This window comes from Dyella telluris (genome assembly GCF_014297575.1).
GTDB classification, from domain to species: Bacteria; Pseudomonadota; Gammaproteobacteria; order Xanthomonadales; family Rhodanobacteraceae; genus Dyella; species Dyella telluris.
The window spans coordinates 2,705,551-2,728,382 of sequence record NZ_CP060412.1; the positions used below are offsets into that span (position 1 = coordinate 2,705,551).

General features: G+C 65.8%; 19 protein-coding genes. 7 read left to right on the forward strand and 12 right to left on the reverse strand.

The window, feature by feature from the left end; translation table 11 throughout:
* Positions 1-51 precede the first annotated feature (51 nt).
* Positions 52-873: a DUF6159 family protein gene (locus H8F01_RS11955; RefSeq protein WP_238480965.1), complete on the forward strand. Its 822-nt coding sequence runs from the start codon at positions 52-54 to the stop codon at positions 871-873.
* A 55-nt stretch (positions 874-928) separates the two neighbouring features.
* Here the strand turns inward: H8F01_RS11955 and H8F01_RS11960 are convergent, their stop codons facing one another.
* Both H8F01_RS11960 and H8F01_RS11965 read right to left on the reverse strand, forming a co-directional pair.
* Entirely contained in the window at positions 929-1,675 is a 747-nt protein-coding gene (locus H8F01_RS11960; RefSeq protein ID WP_187055346.1) for a pteridine reductase, read from the reverse strand.
* Between the two features lie 58 nt (positions 1,676-1,733).
* Complete coding sequence (locus H8F01_RS11965) at positions 1,734-2,381, reverse strand: hypothetical protein (RefSeq protein ID WP_187055347.1); 648 nt, start codon at positions 2,379-2,381, stop codon at positions 1,734-1,736.
* Positions 2,382-2,607: 226 nt separating this feature from the next.
* Here H8F01_RS11965 and H8F01_RS11970 point away from each other — a divergent pair, with 226 nt between their 5' ends.
* The 4 genes from H8F01_RS11970 (at position 2,608) to H8F01_RS11985 (ending at position 8,805) form a co-directional block, all read left to right on the forward strand.
* Positions 2,608-4,809: a TonB-dependent receptor gene (locus H8F01_RS11970; protein ID WP_187055348.1), complete on the forward strand. Its 2,202-nt coding sequence runs from the start codon at positions 2,608-2,610 to the stop codon at positions 4,807-4,809.
* Positions 4,810-4,912: 103 nt separating this feature from the next.
* Positions 4,913-6,106 carry a class I SAM-dependent methyltransferase gene (locus tag H8F01_RS11975; RefSeq protein WP_187055349.1) on the forward strand — a complete coding sequence of 398 codons (1,194 nt, stop codon included), beginning with the start codon at positions 4,913-4,915 and terminating at the stop codon, positions 6,104-6,106.
* Between the two features lie 33 nt (positions 6,107-6,139).
* A complete protein-coding gene (locus tag H8F01_RS11980) occupies positions 6,140-7,501 on the forward strand; it encodes a hypothetical protein (protein WP_187055350.1) in 1,362 nt (453 codons plus the stop codon).
* A 203-nt stretch (positions 7,502-7,704) separates the two neighbouring features.
* Entirely contained in the window at positions 7,705-8,805 is a 1,101-nt protein-coding gene (locus tag H8F01_RS11985) for an acyltransferase family protein (protein WP_187055351.1), read from the forward strand.
* A gap of 79 nt (positions 8,806-8,884) precedes the next feature.
* Here H8F01_RS11985 and H8F01_RS11990 read toward each other — a convergent pair whose 3' ends face one another.
* The 4 genes from H8F01_RS11990 to H8F01_RS12005 form a co-directional block, all read right to left on the reverse strand.
* Complete coding sequence (locus H8F01_RS11990; protein ID WP_187055352.1) at positions 8,885-10,879, reverse strand: LTA synthase family protein; 1,995 nt, start codon at positions 10,877-10,879, stop codon at positions 8,885-8,887.
* Between the two features lie 166 nt (positions 10,880-11,045).
* The gene (locus H8F01_RS11995) at positions 11,046-12,275 is read right to left on the reverse strand and encodes a multifunctional CCA addition/repair protein (protein ID WP_187055353.1); all 1,230 of its coding nucleotides are present in this window, start codon (positions 12,273-12,275) and stop codon (positions 11,046-11,048) included.
* Positions 12,276-12,428: 153 nt separating this feature from the next.
* Positions 12,429-13,367, reverse strand: coding sequence for a complex I NDUFA9 subunit family protein (locus H8F01_RS12000; protein ID WP_187059268.1), 939 nt, complete (start codon positions 13,365-13,367; stop codon positions 12,429-12,431).
* A gap of 20 nt (positions 13,368-13,387) precedes the next feature.
* Entirely contained in the window at positions 13,388-15,472 is a 2,085-nt protein-coding gene (locus H8F01_RS12005; RefSeq protein ID WP_187055354.1) for a transglycosylase SLT domain-containing protein, read from the reverse strand.
* Between the two features lie 214 nt (positions 15,473-15,686).
* On the opposite strand from H8F01_RS12005, the gene H8F01_RS12010 reads away from it, so the two are divergent.
* Positions 15,687-17,309, forward strand: a complete 1,623-nt coding sequence (locus H8F01_RS12010; RefSeq protein ID WP_187055355.1) for a glycoside hydrolase family 17 protein — start codon at positions 15,687-15,689, stop codon at positions 17,307-17,309.
* Here the strand turns inward: H8F01_RS12010 and H8F01_RS12015 are convergent.
* The 5 genes from H8F01_RS12015 to H8F01_RS12035 all read right to left on the reverse strand — a co-directional run bounded on the left by H8F01_RS12015 (position 17,205) and on the right by H8F01_RS12035 (position 20,966).
* On the reverse strand, positions 17,205-17,642 hold the full coding sequence (locus H8F01_RS12015) for a hypothetical protein (protein ID WP_187055356.1): 438 nt from the start codon (positions 17,640-17,642) through the stop codon (positions 17,205-17,207). The genes H8F01_RS12010 and H8F01_RS12015 overlap by 105 nt on opposite strands.
* Positions 17,639-18,445, reverse strand: a complete 807-nt coding sequence (locus H8F01_RS12020) for an endonuclease/exonuclease/phosphatase family protein (protein WP_187055357.1) — start codon at positions 18,443-18,445, stop codon at positions 17,639-17,641. Before H8F01_RS12020 ends, H8F01_RS12015 begins: the two co-directional genes overlap by 4 nt.
* 113 nt (positions 18,446-18,558) lie before the next feature.
* A complete protein-coding gene (locus H8F01_RS12025) occupies positions 18,559-19,215 on the reverse strand; it encodes a thiol:disulfide interchange protein DsbA/DsbL (protein ID WP_187055358.1) in 657 nt (218 codons plus the stop codon).
* Between the two features lie 50 nt (positions 19,216-19,265).
* Positions 19,266-20,132, reverse strand: a complete 867-nt coding sequence (locus H8F01_RS12030; RefSeq protein ID WP_187055359.1) for a thiol:disulfide interchange protein DsbA/DsbL — start codon at positions 20,130-20,132, stop codon at positions 19,266-19,268.
* A 69-nt stretch (positions 20,133-20,201) separates the two neighbouring features.
* Positions 20,202-20,966, reverse strand: a complete 765-nt coding sequence (locus H8F01_RS12035) for a c-type cytochrome (protein WP_187055360.1) — start codon at positions 20,964-20,966, stop codon at positions 20,202-20,204.
* Positions 20,967-21,076: 110 nt separating this feature from the next.
* On the opposite strand from H8F01_RS12035, the gene yihA reads away from it, so the two are divergent.
* The gene (gene yihA / locus H8F01_RS12040; protein ID WP_187055361.1) at positions 21,077-21,712 is read left to right on the forward strand and encodes a ribosome biogenesis GTP-binding protein YihA/YsxC; all 636 of its coding nucleotides are present in this window, start codon (positions 21,077-21,079) and stop codon (positions 21,710-21,712) included.
* A gap of 39 nt (positions 21,713-21,751) precedes the next feature.
* On the opposite strand, the gene H8F01_RS12045 is transcribed toward yihA, so the two are convergent.
* A complete protein-coding gene (locus H8F01_RS12045) occupies positions 21,752-22,783 on the reverse strand; it encodes an NAD(P)-dependent alcohol dehydrogenase (protein WP_187055362.1) in 1,032 nt (343 codons plus the stop codon).
* Positions 22,784-22,832: the final 49 nt, after the last annotated feature.

A 22,832-nucleotide genomic window follows, 5' to 3' on the forward strand; every position in this document is an offset into this window, starting at 1 on the left:
GACGAGGGGCTTAAGGATATGGCAGGTCGCTTTTCACGTAGCTGGACCTTGATGAAGGCCAGCGCCGACGTATTGCGTTCGGACAAGTCGTTGTTGATGTTTCCGTTGGCATCCAGCATCTGCTGCCTGCTGGTGGCGGCCAGTTTCCTGATTCCGGTGATCGCCGCGCTCACCGTGTCCGGCGGCGTCGCCGAGCAGGGACACCGCATGACGGCCGGTGGCTACGTACTGATGTTCCTGTTCTATCTGGCGCAGTACTTCGTGATCATTTTCTTCAACACTGCCCTGGCTGGTGCCGCGCTCGCACGCCTGCGCGGTGAAGAAACCAGCTTCGGCGACGGCATGGCCATTGCCCGCTCGCGCATCGTGAGCATCTTCGGCTATGCGCTGATCGCCGCCACGGTGGGCCTGGTGCTGCGCGCCCTGCAGGAGCGTCTTGGCCTGATCGGTCGCCTGGTCGCGGGCTTCCTCGGCCTGGCGTGGACGGTGGCCACCTTCCTGGTGGTGCCGGTGCTGGCCAGCCAGGACGTGGGCCCGACCGAAGCGGTGTCGCGCAGCGTGGAACTGCTCAAGCGCACCTGGGGCGAGAACATCATCGGCAACGCCGGCATTGGCGTGGTGTTCGGCCTGCTGATGTTCCTTGCCATCCTGGTCGGAGCCGCGCTGGTGGGTGGCGCGTTCGCGACGCAGTCGATGGTGGCCATCATCGCGGCCATCGTCATCGTGGTGGTGGGCCTGACCATGCTTGGCCTGGTCCAGGCGTCGCTGCAGGGCATCTATGCCGCCGCGCTGTATCGCTATGCCGAAGACGGCGAAGTGGGTTACGGCTTCGATCAGGCGATGCTGGAGCAGGCGTTCAAGCCGAAGAAGTAAGCGGCAACGCACGAGCAAGCACCACGTGGCCGCGCCTTGTCGCGGCCACGTTCGTTTATACGGACAAGGTTCGTCCGCCATCCACGCGGATGATCTGCCCCGTCACGAACGGGGCATCCCGCAGCAGCCACAGCACCGCGCCGGCGACGTCGTCCGGCGAACCGGCGCGCCGCAGCGGCGTGCGCGCCAGCATGGCCTGCTGGTCGTCGTAGGGCTTGCCGTCGCTGGGCCACATCACGGCGCCGGGGGCTACGCCGTTGACGCGGACGTCGGGCCCCAGATCCAGCGCGAGCGAGCGCGTCATGGCTTCCAGTGCGGCCTTGGCCATGCAGTACACGGGGTGATTGGCCAGCGGGCGTTCCGCGTAGATGTCCACCATGTTGACGATGGCGCCGCGCGCTTCGCGCAGGGCAGGCGTGGCCGCCTGCGCGATGAAGAACGGTGCCTGCGCGTTGGAGGCGAACAATTCGTTCCATTGCCCGGGCGTGGCGGTGCCCACCGGCGTGGGATAGAAGGCCGACGCGTTGTTGACCAGCGCATCGAGGCGGCCGTAGCGATCCACCACGCGTTGCACCATCACCGGCAGCGTGTCGAGATCGGCCAGCTCAGCCTGCACGGTGAACGTGCTGTTGCTGCGCTGGCGCTCCAGCGAGGCGGCGAGCAATTCCGCTTCGGCGCCGGAGTGGCGGTAGTGCAGTGCGAGGTCGTAACCGGCCGCATGCAAGGTGCGCGCGATGACGGCGCCGACGCGTTTGCCTGCGCCGGTGATCAGTGCAACCGGACGCTCGTGGCGGGGATTCATGCGTGGGCTCCTGCGTGGCGCAATCTGGCGGCGAGCTTGCCGCAAAGGCGTGGTGACGTCATCCCGCAGGCGTGCTGGTGTCCGCAGCGGCGGCGTCCGTCAGCGTCGTGTCGGTGGCGAATGGCTGGCTGAACATGGCGATGGCGGTGCGCGCGACCTGGCCGGTGTCGTAGTACGCGTAGCCGCCCACGCCTGCGGCACCGACCAACGGCAGCCAGCGCGAGATGCCGCTGCCGACGGCTCGCTGGGTCACCTTGATGCCGACGGTCTTGGCCACGCGTTCAATCACGGAGTAGGTGACCCGGCGGAACAGCAGGCGGTCGCCCACGCGCACCACCAGGTCGCGGAAGGCCTGCGCGGCGGTATGGCGGAACAGGCACCACAACATTTGCTCGCGGCCCAGGTCCTGGTGCTGGCCAAAGGCGGCGGCGATGTCGCTGACCATCTGGGCCTGGATTTTCCAGATCGCGATGACCTCCGGCAGCACGGTCAGCCAGCCCAGCGGGCCGGGCGGCAGGGCCAACGAACCCGCGGTGAGCGCGGCCCGCTGCTGGGCGCGGCTGGCCAGCTGGCGGGCGGCCTTCTCCGGATCACTGGCCCCGGGGACCTTGCTGTCGGGGATCTGGCTGACGAAATCCAGGATGGCCTGGGTCACGCGGCTGTGATCGTTGATCACCGCCGGAAGCTGCGAAGACGGCTTGGGCATGGAAGGCGCTCACGGGGGCGGCAAGGCCGCATGGCGCCCAGTCTAGGCCTCGCGGGTGAAATCCGGCTGACCCCGGCCGGCTGTCCAGGTTCATTGGTCGGGCTGAACGGCCGGGCCGGGGCGGGTCATGCATGACTTCTGGGGCAGGCGTGGGTCCGGCTACAATGGCAATGTTATAACGTATCGAAAATAACAAGATCACTGCCCTCTTTCCCCCGGAACCCTGATGAAACGCACCTTGCTTGCCGCCAGTCTTGCCGTTGCCTTTGGCGTTGTCCCCGCCGCCTTCGCCCAGACCCGTTCGACGCCGGACACCAGTAACGTTGTCGCCCCAGGCGCCACGGACGGCAATGACGCCGCCGGCACGGGCGCCACCCGCAACCAGCCGGGCAAGGTGAAGCAGCTGGGCGCCGTCGACGTGAGCGCTGCGCTGGACCAGTCACGCAATTCGTTGTCCCCCGACACAGGCAGCAGCCAGTACGTGATCGACCAGAAGGCGATCCAGCAGCTGCCGCTGGGCGATTCCACCCCGCTCAACCAGGTGATCCTGCAGGCGCCGGGCGTGGTGCAGGACTCCTACGGCGGCGTGCATGTGCGCGGCGACCACGCCAACCTGCAGTACCGCATCAACGGCGTGATCATCCCCGAGTCGATCTCGGGCTTTGGCCAGACGCTGGACGCGCGCACCATCCAGAGCGTGAAGCTGCTCGACGGCGCGCTGCCCGCACAGTACGGCCTGCGCACGGCCGCCGTGGTGGATATCGACACCAAGAGCGGCCATGACCTGGGCAATGGCGGCAGCGTCGGCATCACGGGTGGTTCGTACGGCACGCTCAACCCCAATGCGTCGCTGTGGGGCAGCAGCGATCGCTGGAGCTGGTTCGTCACCGCCAACTACATGGAGAACGACGCCGGCATCGAAAACCCGACGCCCAGCCGCACGCCCATCCACGACCACACCAATCAGGTGAAGGGCTTCGGTGATATCTCCTACCTGATCGACGACAACACGCGCATCAGCTTCATGTTCGGCGCGACCAACAACCGCTTCGAGATCCCGAACAACCCGGATCAGACGCCTCAGTTCGGCTATCTGGATGTCACCAACTTCAACTCGGCCGACCTCGACGAGCGCCAGCAGGAGAAGACGCGTTTCGGCGTGCTCTCGCTGCAGGGCAAGTGGGGCAAGACCGACTACCAGGTGTCGCTGGGCCAGCGTTACAGCAGCGTGGGCTTCGAGCCGGACGAAATCGGCGACCTGATGTTCAACGGCGTGGCCTCCACCATCAACCGCAACAACCGTGCCGGCACCCTGCAGGCGGACTTCTCCACGCCGGTGGGCGAGAGCCACACGCTGCGCTACGGCATCTATGGTGAATTCGAACGCGGCAACATCAGCAACAGCTCGCTGGTGTTCCCGGCCAATCCGGATGGTTCGCAGGCGAGCACCACGCCGATCAACATCTCCGACTCCACCCGTTTGCTGGCGCGCACCTATTCGGCCTACCTGCAGGACGAGTGGAGCATCGGCGACAAGTGGACCGTGAACTACGGCCTGCGCGGCGATCGCTACGAATTGTTCCGCACCGAGAGCCAGCTGAGCCCGCGCCTCGGCGTGGTGTACCAGGCCACCGACAGCACCACGGTGCACGCCGGTTACTCGCGTTACTTCACGCCGCCGGCCACGGAAGTGATCGACGACAGCAACATCGAGCGCTTTGCAGGCACCACCAATCAGCTGCCGAGCGGCGGCAACAACCTGCCGCTGTCCGAGCGTTCCGATTATTACGACCTGGGCGTCCAGCAGCAGGTCGGCTCCACCCTCACGCTGGGCCTGGATGCGTATTACCGCCAGGTGCGTCGCCTGCAGGATGAAGGCCAGTTCGGCGCAGCGCTGATCTATTCCAACTTCAACTACGACTACGGCCGTATCCGTGGCCTTGAGTTCACCGCCAACTACGACAACGGCCCGGTAACCGCGTACTTCAACGCATCGTTCAACCGCGCGATGGGCAAGCGCGTGATCACGGGCCAGTACAACTTCAGTCCGGAAGAGCTGGCATACATCTACGACAACTGGATCCACCTTGATCACGACCAGAAGCTGACCGCCTCGGGCGGGATGACCTACGCGTTCAACGAATCCACGCGCGCAGGGGCCGACTTCCTCTTCGGCAGCGGCCTGCGCAAGGACGGCGATGGCGTACCCAACGGCGCATCGCTGCCGTACTACTTCCAGCTCAACCTCAACGTAGGCCATGACTTCGTCGTCGGCAGCCTCGGCAAGGTGAAGACGCAGCTGGCGGTGATCAACGTGTTCGACCGCACCTACGAGCTGCGCGACGGCACGGGCGTGGGCGTGGGCGCGCCGCAGTTCGGCCCGCGTCGCGGTGTCTACCTGAACCTGCAGAAGGACTTCAGTTTCTAAAGTCAGCTGGGCCGATGACCCCGCCATAGCCTTCTCCTCCCCCCTCACAAGGCTATGGCGGGGCATGGGTTAAACTCTGCGCGTTTCCCTGCTGGTTACGCGCATGTCTTCCCGACTCCCCGATCCCGGCGCTGAAGAGCGCGCCCACTCCGACCGACTGCTGACGCGCCTGCGGGAAGAAATCGCCGCTCACGGGCCGATGCCTTTCTCCCAGTACATGGAGCGATGCCTGTACGCGCCCGGCATGGGCTACTACAGCGCAGGCAAAACCAAGTTCGGCGAAGCCGGCGACTTCATCACGGCTCCCGAGCTTGGCGACCTGTTCGCGCGCTGCGTGGTCAATGCGACCTACCCGGTGATCCAGCTATTGGGCGACAACGCCGATTTCCTTGAGCTGGGTGGCGGCAGTGGCGCGTTCGCCGAGGCTGCCATCAAGGCGTTCGCCGCCAGCGGCGCGGTGCCACGTCGCTATTACATCCTTGAGCCCAGCGCGGACCTGCGCGAGCGTCAGCGCGAGCGCCTTGAAGCGGCATTGCCGTCGGCGTTGTTCGCACACGTGCTGTGGCTGGATCGCCCGCCCGAGCAGGACTGGCAGGGCGTGCTGTTTGCCAACGAAGTGATCGACGCCTTGCCGACCACGCGCTTCGCCATGAAGTCCGGTGAGGTCTACGAAGAGTACGTCGCGCTGGACGGCGAAGGCCGACTGATGCGCGTGGATCGCCCGGCCGACGCGCTGGTGTCCGGTGCCGTGCGGCATGTCGAACGCGATATCGAAGCGGAATTTCCGGATGGCTATCGCTCGGAAGTCCTGCCCCAGCTGCCCTACTGGATCCAGGCCGTGGCCGGCTCGCTCACTGCGGGCCTGATGCTGTTCGCCGATTACGGCTACGTACGCCGCGAGTACTACCTGCCCGAGCGCAACGACGGCACCCTGCGCGCGTTCTATCGCCATCGCGCGCACAACGATCCGCTCTATTTGCCGGGACTCAACGACCTCACCGCATCGGTGGATTTCACCGCGCTCGCCGAGGCCGGCAACGGCGCCGGTTTCGGCGTGGCCGGCTACCTGTCGCAGGCGCAGTTTCTGATCGGCAGTGGGCTGCAGGATGTCTTTGGTGCTGCCTATGAAAGCGCCACAGATGAATCAGCGCGTTACGCCCTGGCCCAGCAGGTGAAAAAGCTGACCATGCCCGAACAGATGGGCGAACGTTTCCAGGTCATGCTGTTCGCGCGCGGCATGGATGTATTGCCGTTGCCGGCCGAACTGCTGGAAGCGGATCAGGGTGACCGGCTCTGACCAGCATTAGACTGGCAGGGAATCTTCATTGGCATGCAAGGACACTTCTCCGCGATGGATGCACGGAATCGCCGTGGCTGGCTGTTGTTTGTCGCCGTACTCGCCTGCGTGCTTGCTGCGCAAAGCCTGCTGGTCTTCAATCCAGGCTACCTCAGCCATGACGAGCTGCAGTGGGCTTACTACGCCCGCCAGGCCAATGGCGGCTTCTTTGGCAATGGTCTGTGGGGCGATCTGCATGCCTTTCAGTATCGGCCGCTGACCTTTTCCCTGTGGATCGAGTTGTCACGCGGCTTGTTTGAACATCCTTACGCCTTCCATGCCGTTCTCGTGGCCTGGGGTGCCATCAATGCAGGCTTGCTGGCCGTGCTGCTGCGTCGAAGCGGTGCTGGCGGCGCGGTTGCCTGGCTGGCGGCTCTGGTATTCGCGCTCGGCCCTTATGCGGCGCACACCCATGGATGGGTGGCAACGATCGCGGATCTCATCTGGGTGAGCTGCGCTCTGCTGATTGCCTCGCTGCTCACGAGCGGCGTGCGACTGGTTCTCGCACTTCCGGCGATGTTCATGCTCTGTTCGATGGCGCTGCTTGCGAAAGAGTCGGCCATCGTTATTCCGGCGCTGGTGGCACTCGGCTGGTGGTTTTCCGGTCGCGACAAACGTTGGGCATGGGGCTTCGCGGTTACCGCGATGCCCGTGGTGATCTATCTCGCACTGCGGCTCAGCTCGATCTTGTTTGCCGGAGGCACGGCTGGTTCGATCTATCAGTGGAGCTTGTTGAATATTCCAGTGCGATGGTTTGAGTACCAGGTATTTCCCATGCTCCCCAGCCGTCTAGGTGCCGGTGATTTCCTCTCCAAGGGTTTGGGGAACCGGGGGATCATAGTCGCCATGGCGTGGTGGCTCCTTCTCGCTTGGTCCCTGGGCAGTGCCGGAGGGCGCTGGTTGGCGGCGTTCCTGCTGGCTGGCGTGGTCGCGTTGGGCCCCGTGCTCGTGCTGGCAGATGCTGCCAATCATTACGGCTATGGATTTGCGGCCGTTACAGCGAGTGTATGCGCGCTCGCGTGGACGCGGCTCACGGCATCAGGTCGTGTGATCTTAATTTTGATCGGCGTGATCTGCGTGTGGCACGGCGCAAACATCATGCGCAGCATGCATGACATCGGCACTAAGCAAGCGCATTTCTCACCGCAACTGGCCGAAGCGGTGGCCGCGAACCCGTCGCCGGTCCGCCTGCGTCCGGAAAAGGAAAAGGATCGCTGGATCTATATCCGCCTTACCCACGACATTCCTGCTTATCGGGGCGTGCCCATTGGCGACCGTGTGCAACTGGTGCCTGAAGGAGAGCCGGCCGACTATCTGATCAGGAGTGACGGTAGCCTGCAACGTTTGGCGCATTGATTCGCATAGGGCGCCGGAGCACGGCGTCGCCTGCGCTTGGTGAGATCGCCTGGCGTGTCATCAGGACGTTGATCGAAGCGTCCAGCGCGTCCATGCCTCGGTGAGGTGGCGGTCATTCTGCCTATCGATCGTGAAACCCGGCAGAATTCGAACATGGATGACTATCTCGCGATTCAATGATGACTCTGTTTCGAGTGCGTACGTTGGCCGAGGCATCGGGTCAGGAGCAGGACAATTTTTTGTTGTTGCGCCTGATGGCGGCGAGCCTTGTGATCTACGGGCACGGCAATGCGATAAGCGCCAACGCCGCGTTCCCAGACGTGTTCGTGTGGCTCGGGTGGGGCTCGTATTCGGGCGCCATCGCCGTGAGCGCGTTCTTTGTCATCAGCGGCTTCATGATCACCGGCAGCTATCTCCGGCGCCGGCATCTTCCGAGCTTTCTATGGGCGCGCTTCCTGCGGATCTATCCGGCATATGCGTTCTGCTTGGTAGTGACGGCCTATCTGGTCGGTGCCATGGTTACCACGTGGCCACTCGCGGATTACCTCCGCGACCATCAGGTCACGCGATATGTAAGCAAAAATCTTGAGCTCGGCAAGTATCTCGCCTATCACCTTCCCGGTGTTTTCAACGAGGGCCAGGTTGGCGGCGCCGTCAATGGGTCGATATGGACACTGCCGGCGGAAGCACGGATGTACTTGTGGGTTGCAATCGCGGGCGTGACCGGCATTCTCGGGCGCAAGTACCTCGCCTCCGTGCTCATCGCGGCCTTGATTGCCTGGGGCGTCATGCGGCCCGCTTCGATACCATTGGTTCCGCTCGCGGAATTTGTGTCACTAGCCGGCTATTTCGCTCTTGGCGCTTTTTGCTTCGTGAATCGGGAGTGGGTGTATGTGGGTTGGCCGGTCGCGATGGCAGCCGGTGTTCTTGCGTGGCTTGCCCATGGTAGCGCTGTGCATCCGTTTGCGATGGCGGTTGCGCTGACGAGCTTCGTGTTCGCCTTCGCATACGACACGCGATGGTACGGATTCAACCGCTGCGGCGACTACTCGTATGGCCTCTACCTGTGGGGCTTCCCGATCCAGCAGGTCGTGGCGCACCAGTGGCCGGGCACCTCGGGGTTGGCCAACGCGGCCATCGCCTGGCCGCTGGCGATGGCAACGGGCATCGTCTCCTGGCATGTCGTCGAAAAGCCGGCGCTAGGTCTGAAGGCGCTGCCCGGCAATGCCTACAAGCGGCTGGCGTCTGTAAAGGCTCGCGCCAGTTGCAAGGTGGCTCCGTGGCTGCCAGAGGACAACAGTTAACGCCGGACTAGAGCAATAACTTCGGTGGCAGCATGCCGACTTTCCGGTCGGCACTGTAGCCTGCGCAGGTCGATGACAATCATTGTCCGGGTGGGCTGGCCTCGGGCGAGGGCGACGCTGCCTGCACCGGCTTGCTGTCATCCGGTCGCTTGACCATCTTGCCGTGTTTGAACAGGTACGCGGCGGCCTGGTAGTAGGCCGTGGCGTCATCCACCTGGGCCTGGTCGATCGGCGTGTGCGGCACGGCGTCGCCGTTCTCGAAGTTCGGCTTGACCTGCTCGAGCTTGCGCTGCGGCTCGAGCACGGTGAGCACGTCGCCATGCAGGTAGCCGAGCTTTTCGTAGGTGGCCGGGAAGGCGCGCTCGCGACCGGGTTCCAGCTGGAAGATGTCGGCGCCGAAGAAGCGGCTGCGGTAGCTGAAGTTCAGCAGGCCCAGGACGGTCGGGATGATGTCGATCTGCGACATCTGGCGCGACACGCGCTGCGGCGGGATGTTCTTCGGGGAGTAGATCCACAGCGGGATGTGGTAGCGGTTGATCGGCACGCTGGTACGACCCGCGCTGGAGGCGCAATGGTCGGCGGTGATCACGAAGATGGTGTTGTCGAAATACGGCTTGCCCTGCGCACGCTTGAGGAAGTCGGCGATGGACCAGTCCGTGTAGGCCACCGCGGCTTCGCGCGTGCCATCTTTCTGCGGAACGCGGTTGGCCGGCACCGTGAACGGGCGGTGGTTGGAGGTGGTCATGATGTGCAGGAAGAACGGTTTGCCCTGGGCCTGCGCCTCGTCCATCTGCTTGAGCGCGAGCGTGTAGAGATCCTCGTCCGCCACACCCCACACGTTCTCGTGGTGGATCGTCTCGCCCTTGGCGATGTCGTTGCGGTCGACCGCGCGGTAGCCGTTGTGGCCGAAGAAGTAGTTCATGTTGTCGAAGTAGCCGTAGCCACCGTAGACAAAGTCGGACTGGTAGCCGCGGTCGTTGAAGACATTGGCGGCGGAGAACAGGTTCTCGTTGTTGTGCGCCTTCACGATGGAGTCGCCCGGGGTGGGCGGTACCGACAGCGACAAGGCCTCCAGGCCGCGCACCGTACGGGTGCCGTTGGCATAGAGGTTGTCGAAGAACATGCTCTTGTCGATCAGCGCATCGAGGTTGGGTGTGATGTTGCGCTTGTCACCGAACTCCTTCATGAAGTCGGCCGAGAAACTTTCCACGCTGATCAGCACCACGTTGAGGTGCTTCTCCGGGCCTTCGTGGCGGATTTCGCGGGTGATGTCCTGCGGGTCGTTGCTGACGTAGGTGGCTTCCGGCGTCTTCACCAGTTCGCGCAGGCGCGTGAACGCCTGATCGTCGGGCAGGGTGCGGTAGAAGCGCGAGTAATCGAGATGGCTGCTGCGGAAGGCGGCGAAGAACTCGTACACGCCATTGCCCGACAATTCGTTCACGTAGGCGTTGTCGGTGCGATCCTTGAAGGTGCCCTTGATCGCCACGCCCGTCACTACCGTGATGAGCAGCCACACCAGCACCACCTTGCTGCGCTGGAGGAAAGTGGTGCCGCCATCGCGCGCGGCCAGGCCGCGGCGGCTCAGCCACACCACCACCAGCGTGGCGAGGGCAAGCAGGCTGATCCAGGTACCCAGCGGATACGACTCGCGGATATTGCCGATCACCTCGGTGGTGTAGACCAGGTAATCGACGGCGATGAAGTTGAAGCGCGTACCGAATTCGCCCCAGAACACCAGCTCCGAGGCAGCCACGAACAGCAGCCCGAACAGCAGCACGGCGCCACCCACGTAAAGCAGCCACTGGCCCAGGCGCGACACGTAGATGCGTTGGGGCACCAGCCACAGGTACAGCATCAGCGGCCAGGCGAGGTAAATGAACGCGATGAGGTCGTAGCTCAGGCCCACGCCGAAGGCATAGGCCCAGTACAGCGGGTTGTGCGGCACGCCGCTGCCCGACATGAAGAGCAGCGCGATGCGGGTGAGCGCGCCGATCAGCACGTAGCAGACGGCCAGCCACAACAGCGGGCGGAACCGCTGGCGCAGCGGCGAATTCGGTTGGTACGCAGTCGCCACGGAAAACTCCGGAAATGCGGGAAACAGGGGCCTGGTCGCGAGGCGGTCAGGCGGAACGGGATAGCCGCGCTCTTGGGCAGAGCAGGCCTGATGGCACCAGGCCGGCGGATAGTGGACCTTCTACCTTATTTGCAGGCGTCTTTCATCTGCCTTGCGGTGCCGGCAGTCAGCTAGTGGATGGCCGCAGCGCGCCAATCGCGGTCACGCGGGCTGCCGTCATGGCTTCGCCGATGGCTGGGCCCTTGAGGCCATCGGCCACGAATCGCTCCGAGCTGACGGCGGCGGCCACATCGCGGGCATGCTGCAGGTAAGCGGCCTGTGGATAGGTGTCGTCCTGGTGTCCCAGGCGCCCCCGCTTGTCCGCCTCGCAGGCGGCCAGGAACAGCGACAACCGTTCGGGACGGCGCAGCGCATCGAGCGAGGTGAGCAGCCGCAGCACCGTCGAGGGCTTCAGTTCAAACGCCCGGTGGGCGTTGAGATGCTCGCGGCACACCAGCTCGGCCAGCGAAGCGTGCTCGGTGGGCACCTTCAGGCGCGCTACCAGCCGCTGCAGCGGCGCCACGCCGGCATGTTCGTGGCCCAGATGGCGCGGCAGCACGTCGTCCGGGGTCAATGCCTTGCCAAGGTCATGGGTGAGCGCGCAGAAGCCCACCACGTCGTTGCCAGGGGCCAGGCGGGCCGCCATGTCGAGCACCATTTCCACGTGCACGCCGGTATCGATCTCCGGGTGGAATTCCGCGCGCTGCGGCACGCCATACAAGGCATCCACCTCCGGGAACAGCACCGCGAGGGCGCCCGATTCGCGCAGCACGCGCAGGAAGGCCGACGGCTGGGCCTCGCCCAGCGCCTTGCGCGTTTCCTGCCACACGCGTTCGGGCACCAGGTGGTCCACTTCGCCGTCGCGCACCATCTGCTGCATCAGCGCCATGGTGTCCGGCGCCACGGTGAAACCCAGCGGCGCGAAGCGCGCCGCGAAACGCGCCACGCGCAGCAGGCGCACAGGGTCTTCCGCGAACGCGGGCGACACATGGCGCAACAGGCGTTGTTCCAGGTCGCGTGCGCCGTGGAACGGGTCGACCAGCGCACCGTCTTCCCCCTGCGCCATCGCATTGATGGTGAGGTCGCGGCGGGCAAGGTCTTCCTCCAGCGTCACCGAAGGGTCGGCCTGGAAGGCGAAGCCGTGATAGCCGTGGCCGGTCTTGCGCTCCGTGCGCGCCAGCGCGTATTCCTCGCTGGTGCGTGGATGCAGGAACACCGGGAAATCCTTGCCGACCGGGCGAAAACCTTGCTCCAGCATGTCCTCAGGACGCGCGCCGACCACCACGTGATCGTTGTCCGTGACAGACCGGCCCAGCAGTTTGTCGCGGACGGCGCCGCCGACGAGATAGATGCGCATGGGTCAATTCTGCCACGGCGTGCGCGTGGCTTCGGCAAGAGCCGGAACGGAGGCGATTCTGCAGGAGCGCACCCTGTGCGCGATGGCCCTTCCCGAGACCGTCGCGCACAGAGTGCGCTCCTACAACAAAGAAGCCGAAACGCCGAGCGGCGCTCAGCGCCCCGCCGTGCGCGCCAGCGACAGCCGGCGCTGGCGCGGCGGCTCGTTCAGCAACACAGGAAGCCACGCTGCCAGCGGCTGCGGCGTGATGCCAAGCGCCGCGTAGCCATCCGTCTTGCCGACCGAATCGGTGCGCAGGGAGCGGAAGTTGTCCAGCGAGAACGGCTTGCCCGGCAGCAGCTGGGCCACTTGCGCCTGCAGGCGACCCAGGCTGTCCGGCAGCGGGATGATGGGCGTGCGCAGGCCCATGGTGTCGCGGATCTGCTGCACGATCTCGCCCAGCGTCAGCACCTCGGGGCCGAACAGTTCGAAGCTGCGGTCCACGCCGAGCTGGTCGTCGCCGATGCAGCGCGCCATCGCTTCGGCCACGTCGCCCACCCAGGTGGGCGCCATGCGTGATGCTGCGCGTGCCAGCGGCAACGCGGGCATCTGTCGCAACAGGGTGGCGAAGCGATCGACCAGGCCGCCACCCGTACCGAACATCACGCTGGGCTGGTAGATCGTCCAGTCCAGCGACGAGTTGCGGATCAGTGCTTCGGCTTCGCCCTTGCTCTTGAGGTATTGCGACAGGCCCTGGCCTGCCTTGAGCGCGCTCATGTGGTGCAGGCGCGCCACGCCCGCTGCCTGGCAAGCACCCAGCACGCGTTGCGCCAGATCCACGTGGGCATGCTGGAAGGTCTGCTCGCCAAAGGCGTTGAGGATGCCGACGAGGTTGATCACCGCATCGGCGCCTTCGAACTGGCGGCGCAGCGCATTGGCGTCATAGACGTCCACGCTGCGGATGCGTACGCCGGGCAGCACGCCCATCGCACGCCGCCGCTCGCGGTTGCGCGAGAGCAGCACGATGCGATGGCCGTCCTTCACCAGGCGAGGCAACAGGTGCGAGCCGACGAAGCCGCTGCCGCCGAGCACCACCAGTTGTTTGGCTTTCAATGTCACTGCATGTTTCTCCGTCAACGCGCGCTGCTGCTGGCCGAGGCCGGTGGCGCCATGCTGCTTGCCGGCGCCGCCGTGGCGGCTTCCGCCGGTGCGACCGGCGCCACCACGGGGCATGTCGCCAGCTTACGCTCGCTGTGGCTGTCAGGCAGCGTGTAGGTCTGGCCGATGGGCGTCAGCCGTTGCGACAGGGTCACGGCATTGCCGTGCTGGCGCCAGTCGTAGATCACCGCGAAGGACATCACGCGTGCCACGTATTCGCGCGTTTCCTTGTACGGAATGGTGGCGATGAACAGATCCACCGGCAGCGAGCCGCGCGCTTCCAGCCACTGGTCCACCTTGCCGGGACCGGCGTTGTAGGCCGCGCTGGCGAGCCACGGCGCGCCGTTGAAGCGGGCCGCCATCTGCGCCAGGTAACGCGTGCCAAGAATGATGTTGGTGACCGGGTCGTACAGCGAATCACCGCCCAGCCAGGTGACGCCGTTGCGCTTGGCTACCAGCGCCGCCGTGGACGGCAGCAGCTGCATCAGGCCGCGTGCATCGGCACCGGAGCGCGCATCCGCCATCCAGGCGCTTTCCGCACGGAGAATGGCGTAGGCCCATGAGGGATCGATGCCGGCTTCTTCGGCCTGCGGCACCAGTCCGTCCTGGCTGGCGAGCGGGAAGCGTTGCTCGTAGTAGCGCAGGGCATCGCCCGTGTTGAAGGTGAACACGGCGCGGTCATACCAGCCGCGACGATAGGCCAGCTCAACCGCCTGCTTCTGCGTGTCCTGGTCGGCGCCATCCAGGGCCTGCGTCCATTCGCGACGCGCCTGACGCGGCAGGCCCACCGCGTAGAGCTCGAATGCGCGCACCAAGCCCTGATTGGCCAGCAGCGAGCGCTCGCGTTGCGGGTTGCCCTTCAGCTCGATCGGGCAGATGCCGTACGGCGCCTTGATGCGATCGGCGGCAAGAAAGCCGTGGAAGGTGGGTTCTGCCGCCAGGCGGGTGAGTACCTGCTGCGCTTCGTCCGAGCGGCCAAGCGCGGTCAGCGCGCGGGCGCGGAACCAGCGCCATTCGCCGTCCTGCTGCTGCGTGGCCGGCATGGCGTCGATGGCGGCGAGCACGGCAGTCCAGTCCTGCTGTGCCAGTGCGGCGCGCACGCGCCATTCGCGACTGGTGTCGGTCTGCACCGACGCGGGCAGCGCGATCAGGCGCGAGATCGCGCTGGCGTCGTAATCGGTGGCGTGGAACAGCGCCAGTGCATACATCACGCGATTGCGCTGCTCCGGCGTGAACGCGAAATGCTCCTGCAGTTTCTGCCATGCGATATCGGCGGTCACGGACTGGCGGCGCGCCAGTCGTTCCAGCGCCAGCATGGCAGCCTGCCGGTTGCGCGGGGAGTCCGGCCACTGGTTGGCCGCCACGGCAGCGGTGCCGGCATCGCTCAGGGCCGAGGCAATGCGTCGCGCGGATTCCGCATCGCCCGCGGGCAGCCAGCCAGCGAGCGCGTTGATGGTGCCGGGCTGCACCGCATCCGCGGCGCGGTCGATGCGATCCCACAGGCGCTGTGTGGTGAGCAGGCCCTGATCGTGCGCGGCGCTCAGCACCGGGTCGCAGGCGCCGGGCAGCTTGGGCTTGGCCCACAGCGAGGCCAGGTCGCGATCGAAATCGAGCTGCGAGCCCTTGCTCAGCTGCGCCTGCAGGGCATTGCAGGTCAGTGCGTCGCCAAGACCCGGCTGGTACATCGCAAGAAAATTGTCCCAGTCCTGCCTGCGCGCCAGTTCGGTCAGAAAGTCGCGGCGCAGGTCACTGGCCGTCAGCATGCCCGGATAGCGCTTGAGGTAGTCCTCGATCTGCGGGCGCTGCACCTGGCGGATGTCGTGCGTGAGCGCGGCCGCTTCCAGGTAGGGGTACAGCGGATAACCCTGCAGACTGCTCGCCGCCGCCTTCCAGCCATCGCCGCCCTGAAGCGCGGCGGCGTACGCCTGCTTGAAGGCGGTGCGTTGCGCGTCCGTGGGTTCGGCCGCCACGGCCGCCACGGCCGCGCCGGCCAGCCACAGGCCGGCCACCAGGATGAGCAGACGTCGGGCGAGTTGCCGCGGTGCTGCGTGCTGGGACATGACTACTCCTTTGCCAAGACCGACGCAGTGACAGGTCGCGGTTCCGCAGGGGCGGCGCGCTGCGCGGGACTGCACAGGATGGCCAACCTCCGCTGAGCGTGACGTGAAACCTGCTGTGGGCGGAGTATGCCTCTGGCGAAGGCGGGCTGCCTGTTAGAATCGGCAACCACCTACGAGCCGCCGTGTCCGGCGCATATCGCATACCAGGAAGTGCATGTCGCCCACGTCCTCGCCCTCGTCACGCGTTGCTCCGATTGCATGGCTGATCCTCGTCGTGGCCATGGTGGCCGGAGCGCTCTGGTGGTGGCGCATGGGTCGCCCGGTGCCGGTGCCTGACGCGCCCACGGCGCGCATTGCCTGCGTGTCCTACGCACCTTTCCGCAAGGCCGGCGAGACACCGCTGGATATCCATGCCTTCGTCACGCCCGAGCGCATCGATGCGGACCTGAAGGCCTTGTCCGAGCGCTTCGACTGCGTGCGCACGTATTCGCAGAGCTTCGGCCTGAACGCCGTGCCGGAAATTGCCCAGAAATACGGCATGAAAGTGCTGATGGGCATCTGGCTGGGGCGCGACCGGAAGTTCAACGACAACGAAGTGGCGATGGGCATCGCCACGGCGAAGGCGCATCCGGAAGTGATCCGCGGCGTCATCGTCGGCAATGAGGTGCTGCTGCGCGGCGAGCAGTCGCCGGATGCCTTGATCGCCTACGCCAGGCAGGTACGCACCGCGTTGAAAGACACGCACGTGCCGGTGACTTATGCCGACGTGTGGGAGTTCTGGTTGCGTTATCCGCAGATGGCAGACGCAGTCGACTACATCACCATCCACATCCTTCCCTATTGGGAAGACGAGCCCGTGCCGCCGGAGGCGGCGATCCAGCACGTGGCGGATGTCTATGCGCGCATGAAAGCGCGCTTTCCCGGCCGTGCCGTGATGATCGGCGAAACCGGCTGGCCCAGCGCCGGTCGCCAGCGCCGTGCGGCCAGCGCGAGCCTGGTGAACGAAGCCCGTTACCTGCGTGACTTCCTGCGTTACGCCGGCAGCGTGGACATGCCCTACAACGTGATCGAGGCCTTCGACCAACCGTGGAAGCGTGCCCAGGAAGGTACGGTGGGCGGTTACTGGGGCATCTTCGACGTGAATGCGAAGCCCAAGTTCAGCATGGAAGGACCGGTGACCGAAGAGCCGAACTGGATCGTCGGCTGGTATGCCGGCGCGGCCGGCGCCTTGCTGTTCCTGCTGGCTGGCCTGTGGCGTCGTGAGCTGCGCCTGGCGCGCAGCGTCATCGCGCTTGCCCTGGCGGGTTCGGCCACGGCCATGTCGCTGGCGTGGCAGGGTCGCCGCATGATCTACGACTGCCGCAATGCGCTGGAGTGGGGGCTCTACGGCGTGCTTTGCGCTGTGACCTTGCTGAGTGCCATCTATCTCGCGCGTCGCGTGGCCGCGCTGCTGGCCGGCGTCACGTTCCCCGCGACTGATCGTCGCCTGCGCTTCCTGTGGATGTTCGGCCTCGCGTTCTACGACCTGCTGATGGTCTTCGACGGCCGTTACCGCGACTTCCCGCTGGGACTGTTCTGGCCGCCGGCGGTGGGTTTCCTGATCGTGGCGTTGATGCAGGCGCGCGACAACCGCGTGCTGCCCATCGTGGAAGAGCGTTTCATCGCGTGCTTCCTGCCGCTGCTCGCCGCGGTAAGCGTGGCGCAGGAGATCGGGCTCAACCCCTCGACCTGGCTATGGCTGGGCGTGAATCTCGCCACCGCCGGTGCGGTGATGATCGACTGGCGTCGCGCTGGTCGTGGCCTGCACGCGCACCAGGCGCAGGCAGCCCACCAGTAGCGCGAACGCACCCGGCACAAAGCAGTAGAGGACAACCGCCACCACGCCCGCGGCGGCGGCCAGCCATGCGGTGACGGGCTTCTTCCAGAACAGGGCGGCAGCGGCGGCGGCGAGTGCCACCCAGCCGTAGATGCCCATCTGGTATCCGAACGTGCTGCCAAGAATGAAGCCCATCACAGCGATGTGTCGCACCGCGCACTCGGTGCCCACGCTTTTCTCGCAGAGATTGGCCACATCCGGTGATTCCACCAGCGTGTAGCGCAGTGCATAGACCAGCACGCCGATCACGATCAGCGACAACCAGGGCAGGGTCAGGCGTAGAGCACGATTCATCGGCGCGTCCGGTACGGGCGTGGAGCGATATGGCCGGGCAGCCGGATTTCGGCGGCAATCGGCAGGTGGTCGGAGAAAGCCTGTGGCAGCGCCCACACCTTGTCGAGCTGGATCTTCTCGGAGGTGAGGATGTGGTCCAGCGCGCGCTTGGGCTTCCAGCTGGGGAAGGTCGGCGTGGCCTGGTCCGGTGGTACCAGGCCTGACTTGGCGAACAGGTGCTTCATCTCGGCGCTGCGGATCTCGGTGTTGAGATCGCCCATCAGCACGGCGTGCGGATAGTCCTGCAGCACTTCGGCGATGAAACCCAGCTGCTTGGCGCGCGCCGGCGCGCTCAGCGACAGATGGGCAATCATCACGGCCAGCGAATCCGCACCCTCGCCAAAACGTGCCAGCAGCGCGCCGCGGCCGGGAATGCGGCTGGGCAGCGGGTAGTCGAGCACGCTGATGGGTTCGATGCGGCTGATCAGGCCGTTGGCCGAGTGGGCCAGGCGGGCCATGGGGCGATTGGGCTGGTGGCTCCAGAACGGCATGCCCGCCGCTTCGGCGAGGTAACGGGTCTGGTTGAGGAAGCCCGAGCGCAGGCTGCCGGCATCGGCCTCCTGCAGGCCGATCACGTCGAACTGCGGCAGCACCTCGGCCAGCCGGTCCAGGTTGTCCAGCTTGCTGCGGCCGGGCAGCAGGGAGTTGATGCTGCGCGTGAGGTACTCGCTGTAACGCTGCACGCTGGCGCCAGCCAGAATGTTGCAGCTCAGCAGGCGCAGGCGGCGTTCAGGGGCTGCGTTGGGGGTTTCGGCGTGGGTCATCGGGCGGGCAGGCTCTATGGCTTACCGCCCCCTGGGTGGGGGCGATAAGCACCAAAAACAGGCGCTAAGGATGCCCGGTCGGTTGTGAACGCGGGGAAAGTTCGTGCGCCGGCTTACTTGCCGCCAGCCAGCTCGCGCTTGGCCAGCCACTGGGCCACGGCCGACAGTTCGTCCAGCGTCTTCACGTTGGCGGTGCGGTACTTGCCGTTGACCACGATGGTCGGCGTGCCGTCCACCTGCCAGGCCTGCACCAGCGCCATGTCGCGGCGAATTTCCTGCGTCACTTCGTCGGAGCTGGCAATGCGCATGAAATCATCGCGCTTCACGCCGTGCTGGGCGTAGAAGTCAGCCAGCTCATCCAGCGTCGAGATCGGGTAATTGTCCTGGAACTTCGCCTTGAACAGCGCCAGATGCGTCTGCTCGACCACGCCGAGCTTTTCGGCAGCGTAGTAGGCGCGGGCAAACGGCACCCACTGGTCGTTGAAGGCGGCCGGCAGCAGCTTGAACTTCACGCCCGCCGGCAGCTGCTTGCGCAGCTGGTCGGCGAGCGGCGCGAAATGGGCACAGTGGATGCAGCCGTAGGAGAACACTTCGACCACTTCCACCTTGCCGTCATTGCTGAGGCGCTTGGCGGGGGCGGGCAGGGTCACGTACTCATTGCCATCGGTGTAGGGCGCGGCATCGCCGGAGCCGGTGGCGGTGCACGCGCTCGCAAGCACCAGGCCGGCGACGAGGCCGAACGCACGCAGGAAGGCAAAACGCTTGAACATGGGGCGGGACTCTTTCGTAGGGCAGTGGGATGGTGGTTGTCAGCGACGGCTTACTTGCCGGCGGCTTCCTTGGACACCAGCCACTTGGCAAGTTCCACTGCCTGGTCGTAGCCGCCCGCCGAACGCGCGGTGAAACGGTACTTGCCATCGATCACGATGGTCGGGGTTTCTTCGATGCCGTAGGCCTTGAGCAGATCGTCCGAACGCTTGACCTTGGTGTTGATGGTGAAGGAGTTGGCCACGGCCACGAATTCCTTCGGATCGGCGCCGAACTTGGCGTAGACCTTGGCGGCATCGTCAAGCGTGGGCAGTGCGGAGGCAGGCTTGAGGCTGCTCTCGGTCTGCATGGCGCTCAGTTCCTTGGTGGTCCACACCGCCTCATACATGGCGTCGTTGGCCTTGTCGGCCACGCCCAGGGCTTCGGCGGTCAGGAAGGCGCGCTGCAGCATCGGCCAGTTTTCCTGCGGCATGAACGAGGCCGGCAGGTAGGCCACGGTGGCGCTGGCGGGCAGCTCCTTCACCAGCTTGTTCATGGTGGGGTGGAACGCGTTGCAGGCCGGGCAGCCGTACGAGAACACCTCGGCCACTTCGATCTTGTCGGTGTTGCTGACCTTGCCCTGCGCCGGCTCGATCAGGAAGTAGTTCTTGCCTTCCACCCACTTGCCGTCGTCCACGAACGGCGTGGCCGGCGCCGCTGGGGCGGCCGGTGCCGCGGCGGTGGTGCTGGCCGCGGCGGGTGCGGCGGTGCTGGCGGCGGCCGGGGTGGCGGCGGTGGAAGCCGGCGTGGGCTGCGTGGCCGGCGCGGAGGCCGCGGGAGCCGGGGCCGGCTGCGGTGCCTGGCTGGCGTTGTCGTTGTTGTTGCTGCAGGCGGCGAGCGCGAGCAGGGCGGTACACAGGAACGACAGACGCTTCAACATGGTGGTCCTCAATACTTTTGCTTGGCTTGGAACGGACACGCCGGCCAACGGCCGGCGTGTCGAACGCGTTTACTTGGCGGCGGAAGCGCCGGCGCCTTCGGCGGCGTGCAGGCCTTCGACGTAACTGGCGACGGCAGCGATGTCCTTCGCGTCCAGCTTGGTGGCGATGCCCGGCATGATCTGCGAGTGCGCATCGGTGCCCCAGACGGTGCCGTCGTGCCAGGCCTTCAGCGTGGCTTCGATGTACTGCGCATGCTGGCTGGTGAGCTGCGGGTACATGGCGCCCGGATTGCCGCGGCCATCGATGCTGTGGCACGCCATGCAGGCCGGCACACCCTTGCTGGTGTCGCCCTGGCGGTAGAGCTGCTCGCCGCGCTCGACCAGAGCCTGGTCGGCCACGCCAGGCAGCGAACGCTTGCTGGCGAAGTAGGCGCCGATGTCATGCATATCCTGCTCGGACAGCGGCGTGGCCATGCCCAGCATGATCGGGTTCTGGCGCTTGCCCGACTTGAAGTTGGTGAGCTGGTGGGCGATGTACGCCTCACTCTGGCCCGCCAGCTTGGGGTACTGCGGATCGGTCGAGTTGCCATCCATGCCGTGGCAGGCACCGCAGGCGGCAGCCTTGCCCTGGCCGGCGGTGGCGTCACCCGGCTTCACGGCGGCAGTGGCTTCGGCCGGCTTGGCGGCCTGTTCGGCGGCGGGTGCGGCAGCGGTGGTTGCCGGGGCCGGGGCCTTGGCTTCCTGGGCAAGCACCACGCTGGACGACAGCGCAAAGACGAGGACTACGGCATAACGAACTACAGCGGACCGGAAACCGGCAGGCCGAAAACTCATACACTTGTCTCCCGAAAAACTGCTATGGCTGCACGGTCCGCGCTGGCCAGCACGTCCGCAACTGGCAGAAACTCCCGGATTATTACTGCGCCACTCTAGCCGGTCAAACCATGTCCAATCCATTGCAGGGTGCCCAGTTCGTACTGGCCGCCCACCGAATTTCTCAGCTTCCCACCGACCAAGGTGCGGAGGTGGCGTTCGCCGGCCGCTCCAATGCCGGCAAGTCCAGTGCGCTCAATGCCTTGACCGCGCATCGCGGCCTGGCGCGCACCTCCAAGACCCCCGGTCGCACGCAGCAGATGGTGGCGTTTTCACTGCCCACGCTGATCCAGGTCGACGGCCAGCCGGCGCTGCCGGCGCGACTAATTGACCTACCCGGCTATGGCTACGCCAAGGTGCCCGAAGCCCTGCGCGAACACTGGAAGCAGGAAATCGATGCCTACCTGCACCAGCGCCGGAGCCTGCGCGGGGTGGTGCTGATCGCCGATATTCGCCATCCGCTCAAGGACTTCGACCGGATGATGCTGGAGTTCTGCTTCGCCACGCACCTGCCCTGCCACGTGTTGCTGACCAAGGCGGACAAATTGTCGCGGAACCAGGCAGCGCAGGCGCTGGCGGCCCTGCGCAAGGAGCTGGCGGCCAGCGAGACGCACGCCACGGTCCAGGTATTTTCCTCGCAGGCGTCCACCGGCGTGGAGGAAGCGCGCGACATGGTGATGACCCTGCTGAACACGCCGCGCCAATAAGCGACGCGCCGGTGTGCCGGCGCGCCCGCCCGTTCCGGCTCAGGGAATGAGCACCGCGCGCCCGGCGATCTTGCCGGCCTTCAGCTGCGCATAGACATCGGCAGCCTGTTCCAGCGGGAACTCGGTGGTGTGGGCATGGATGCGCCCGTCCCGCGCCATGGCGATCACTTCCATCAGCTCCGCGCGCCCACCCCAGTAGGGCGTGCACATCTCGCAGCCGTACGGCGTACTGCCGAAGTGGAAATCGTGGTGGCCGCCACCCAGGCCGACGATGGTCCAGCGGCTGTCGCGGCCGAGCACGCGCCCGCCCAGGTCGAAGGTGGGCTGGATGCCGACGCAGTCCAGCACCAGCACGGCGCCGCGCGGCCCAACGATGTCGCGGATGGCCACCGTGGCCGCCTCGACGTCGCGCGTGTTGACGGTGTGATCCGCGCCCAGCTGCTTCGCCTGACGGAGCTTGGCCTCGTCCACATCATCCGCGATGATCCGCGCAGTGGACAGCACCCGCAGCAGCTGCACTGCCATATGGCCCAGACCGCCCACGCCGAGCACCACCACCGTGGTGTCGCCGGTGAGCAGGGGCAGGGCGCGCTTGATCGCGTGATAGGGAGTAAGCGCGGCGTCGCTCAGGGGTGCGGCAAGGCGCGGCTCCAGCGTGCCCAGCGGCACCAGCAGGCGCGCGGCAGGCACCAGCATGAACTCCGCCATGCCGCCGTCGGCACCCAGGCCGCCGCCGGAAACGCCGATGCTCGCGGCGTTCTCGCAGTAGTTCTCCATCGACAGTTGGCAGGCGTGGCAGTGGCCGCAGCCCCAGGGGCCATAGACCGCCACTGCATCGCCTTCCTTGAATCCGCTGACGCCCTGGCCAAGTTCGGCGATCCATCCGGCGTTCTCGTGTCCCAACGTAAAACCCGTCTGGAAGCCGAGCTCTTCTTCCATCACGTGCAGGTCGGAATGGCACACGCCTGCGCCGCCGATCCGGATCAGCACCTGTCCGGGGCCGGGCTTGGGGCGCGCCACTTCGTCGATGGATACCGGCTTGCCGACGCCGTTGAAACGAACTGCCTTCATGGGGACTCCTTGTGCGCGGGCGCACCAGCGGGGGAGTCCCCAAGACTGT

Bases quoted from the DNA above. Each gene is read 5' to 3' on its own strand.
- H8F01_RS12025 (WP_187055358.1), bottom strand. From the start codon at position 19,215: ATGTTCAAGCGTTTTGCCTTCCTGCGTGCGTTCGGCCTCGTCGCCGGC.
- H8F01_RS12035 (WP_187055360.1), bottom strand. From the start codon at position 20,966: ATGAGTTTTCGGCCTGCCGGTTTCCGGTCCGCTGTAGTTCGTTATGCC.
- H8F01_RS11995 (WP_187055353.1), bottom strand. From the start codon at position 12,275: ATGCGCATCTATCTCGTCGGCGGCGCCGTCCGCGACAAACTGCTGGGC.
- H8F01_RS11980 (WP_187055350.1), top strand. From the start codon at position 6,140: ATGCAAGGACACTTCTCCGCGATGGATGCACGGAATCGCCGTGGCTGG.
- H8F01_RS12045 (WP_187055362.1), bottom strand. From the start codon at position 22,783: ATGAAGGCAGTTCGTTTCAACGGCGTCGGCAAGCCGGTATCCATCGAC.
- H8F01_RS11975 (WP_187055349.1), top strand. From the start codon at position 4,913: ATGTCTTCCCGACTCCCCGATCCCGGCGCTGAAGAGCGCGCCCACTCC.
- yihA (WP_187055361.1), top strand. From the start codon at position 21,077: ATGTCCAATCCATTGCAGGGTGCCCAGTTCGTACTGGCCGCCCACCGA.
- H8F01_RS12015 (WP_187055356.1), bottom strand. From the start codon at position 17,642: ATGAATCGTGCTCTACGCCTGACCCTGCCCTGGTTGTCGCTGATCGTG.
- H8F01_RS12005 (WP_187055354.1), bottom strand. From the start codon at position 15,472: ATGTCCCAGCACGCAGCACCGCGGCAACTCGCCCGACGTCTGCTCATC.
- H8F01_RS11965 (WP_187055347.1), bottom strand. From the start codon at position 2,381: ATGCCCAAGCCGTCTTCGCAGCTTCCGGCGGTGATCAACGATCACAGC.
- H8F01_RS12020 (WP_187055357.1), bottom strand. From the start codon at position 18,445: ATGACCCACGCCGAAACCCCCAACGCAGCCCCTGAACGCCGCCTGCGC.
- H8F01_RS12030 (WP_187055359.1), bottom strand. From the start codon at position 20,132: ATGTTGAAGCGTCTGTCGTTCCTGTGTACCGCCCTGCTCGCGCTCGCC.
- H8F01_RS11970 (WP_187055348.1), top strand. From the start codon at position 2,608: ATGAAACGCACCTTGCTTGCCGCCAGTCTTGCCGTTGCCTTTGGCGTT.
- H8F01_RS11960 (WP_187055346.1), bottom strand. From the start codon at position 1,675: ATGAATCCCCGCCACGAGCGTCCGGTTGCACTGATCACCGGCGCAGGC.
- H8F01_RS11955 (WP_238480965.1), top strand. From the start codon at position 52: ATGAAGGCCAGCGCCGACGTATTGCGTTCGGACAAGTCGTTGTTGATG.
- H8F01_RS12010 (WP_187055355.1), top strand. From the start codon at position 15,687: ATGTCGCCCACGTCCTCGCCCTCGTCACGCGTTGCTCCGATTGCATGG.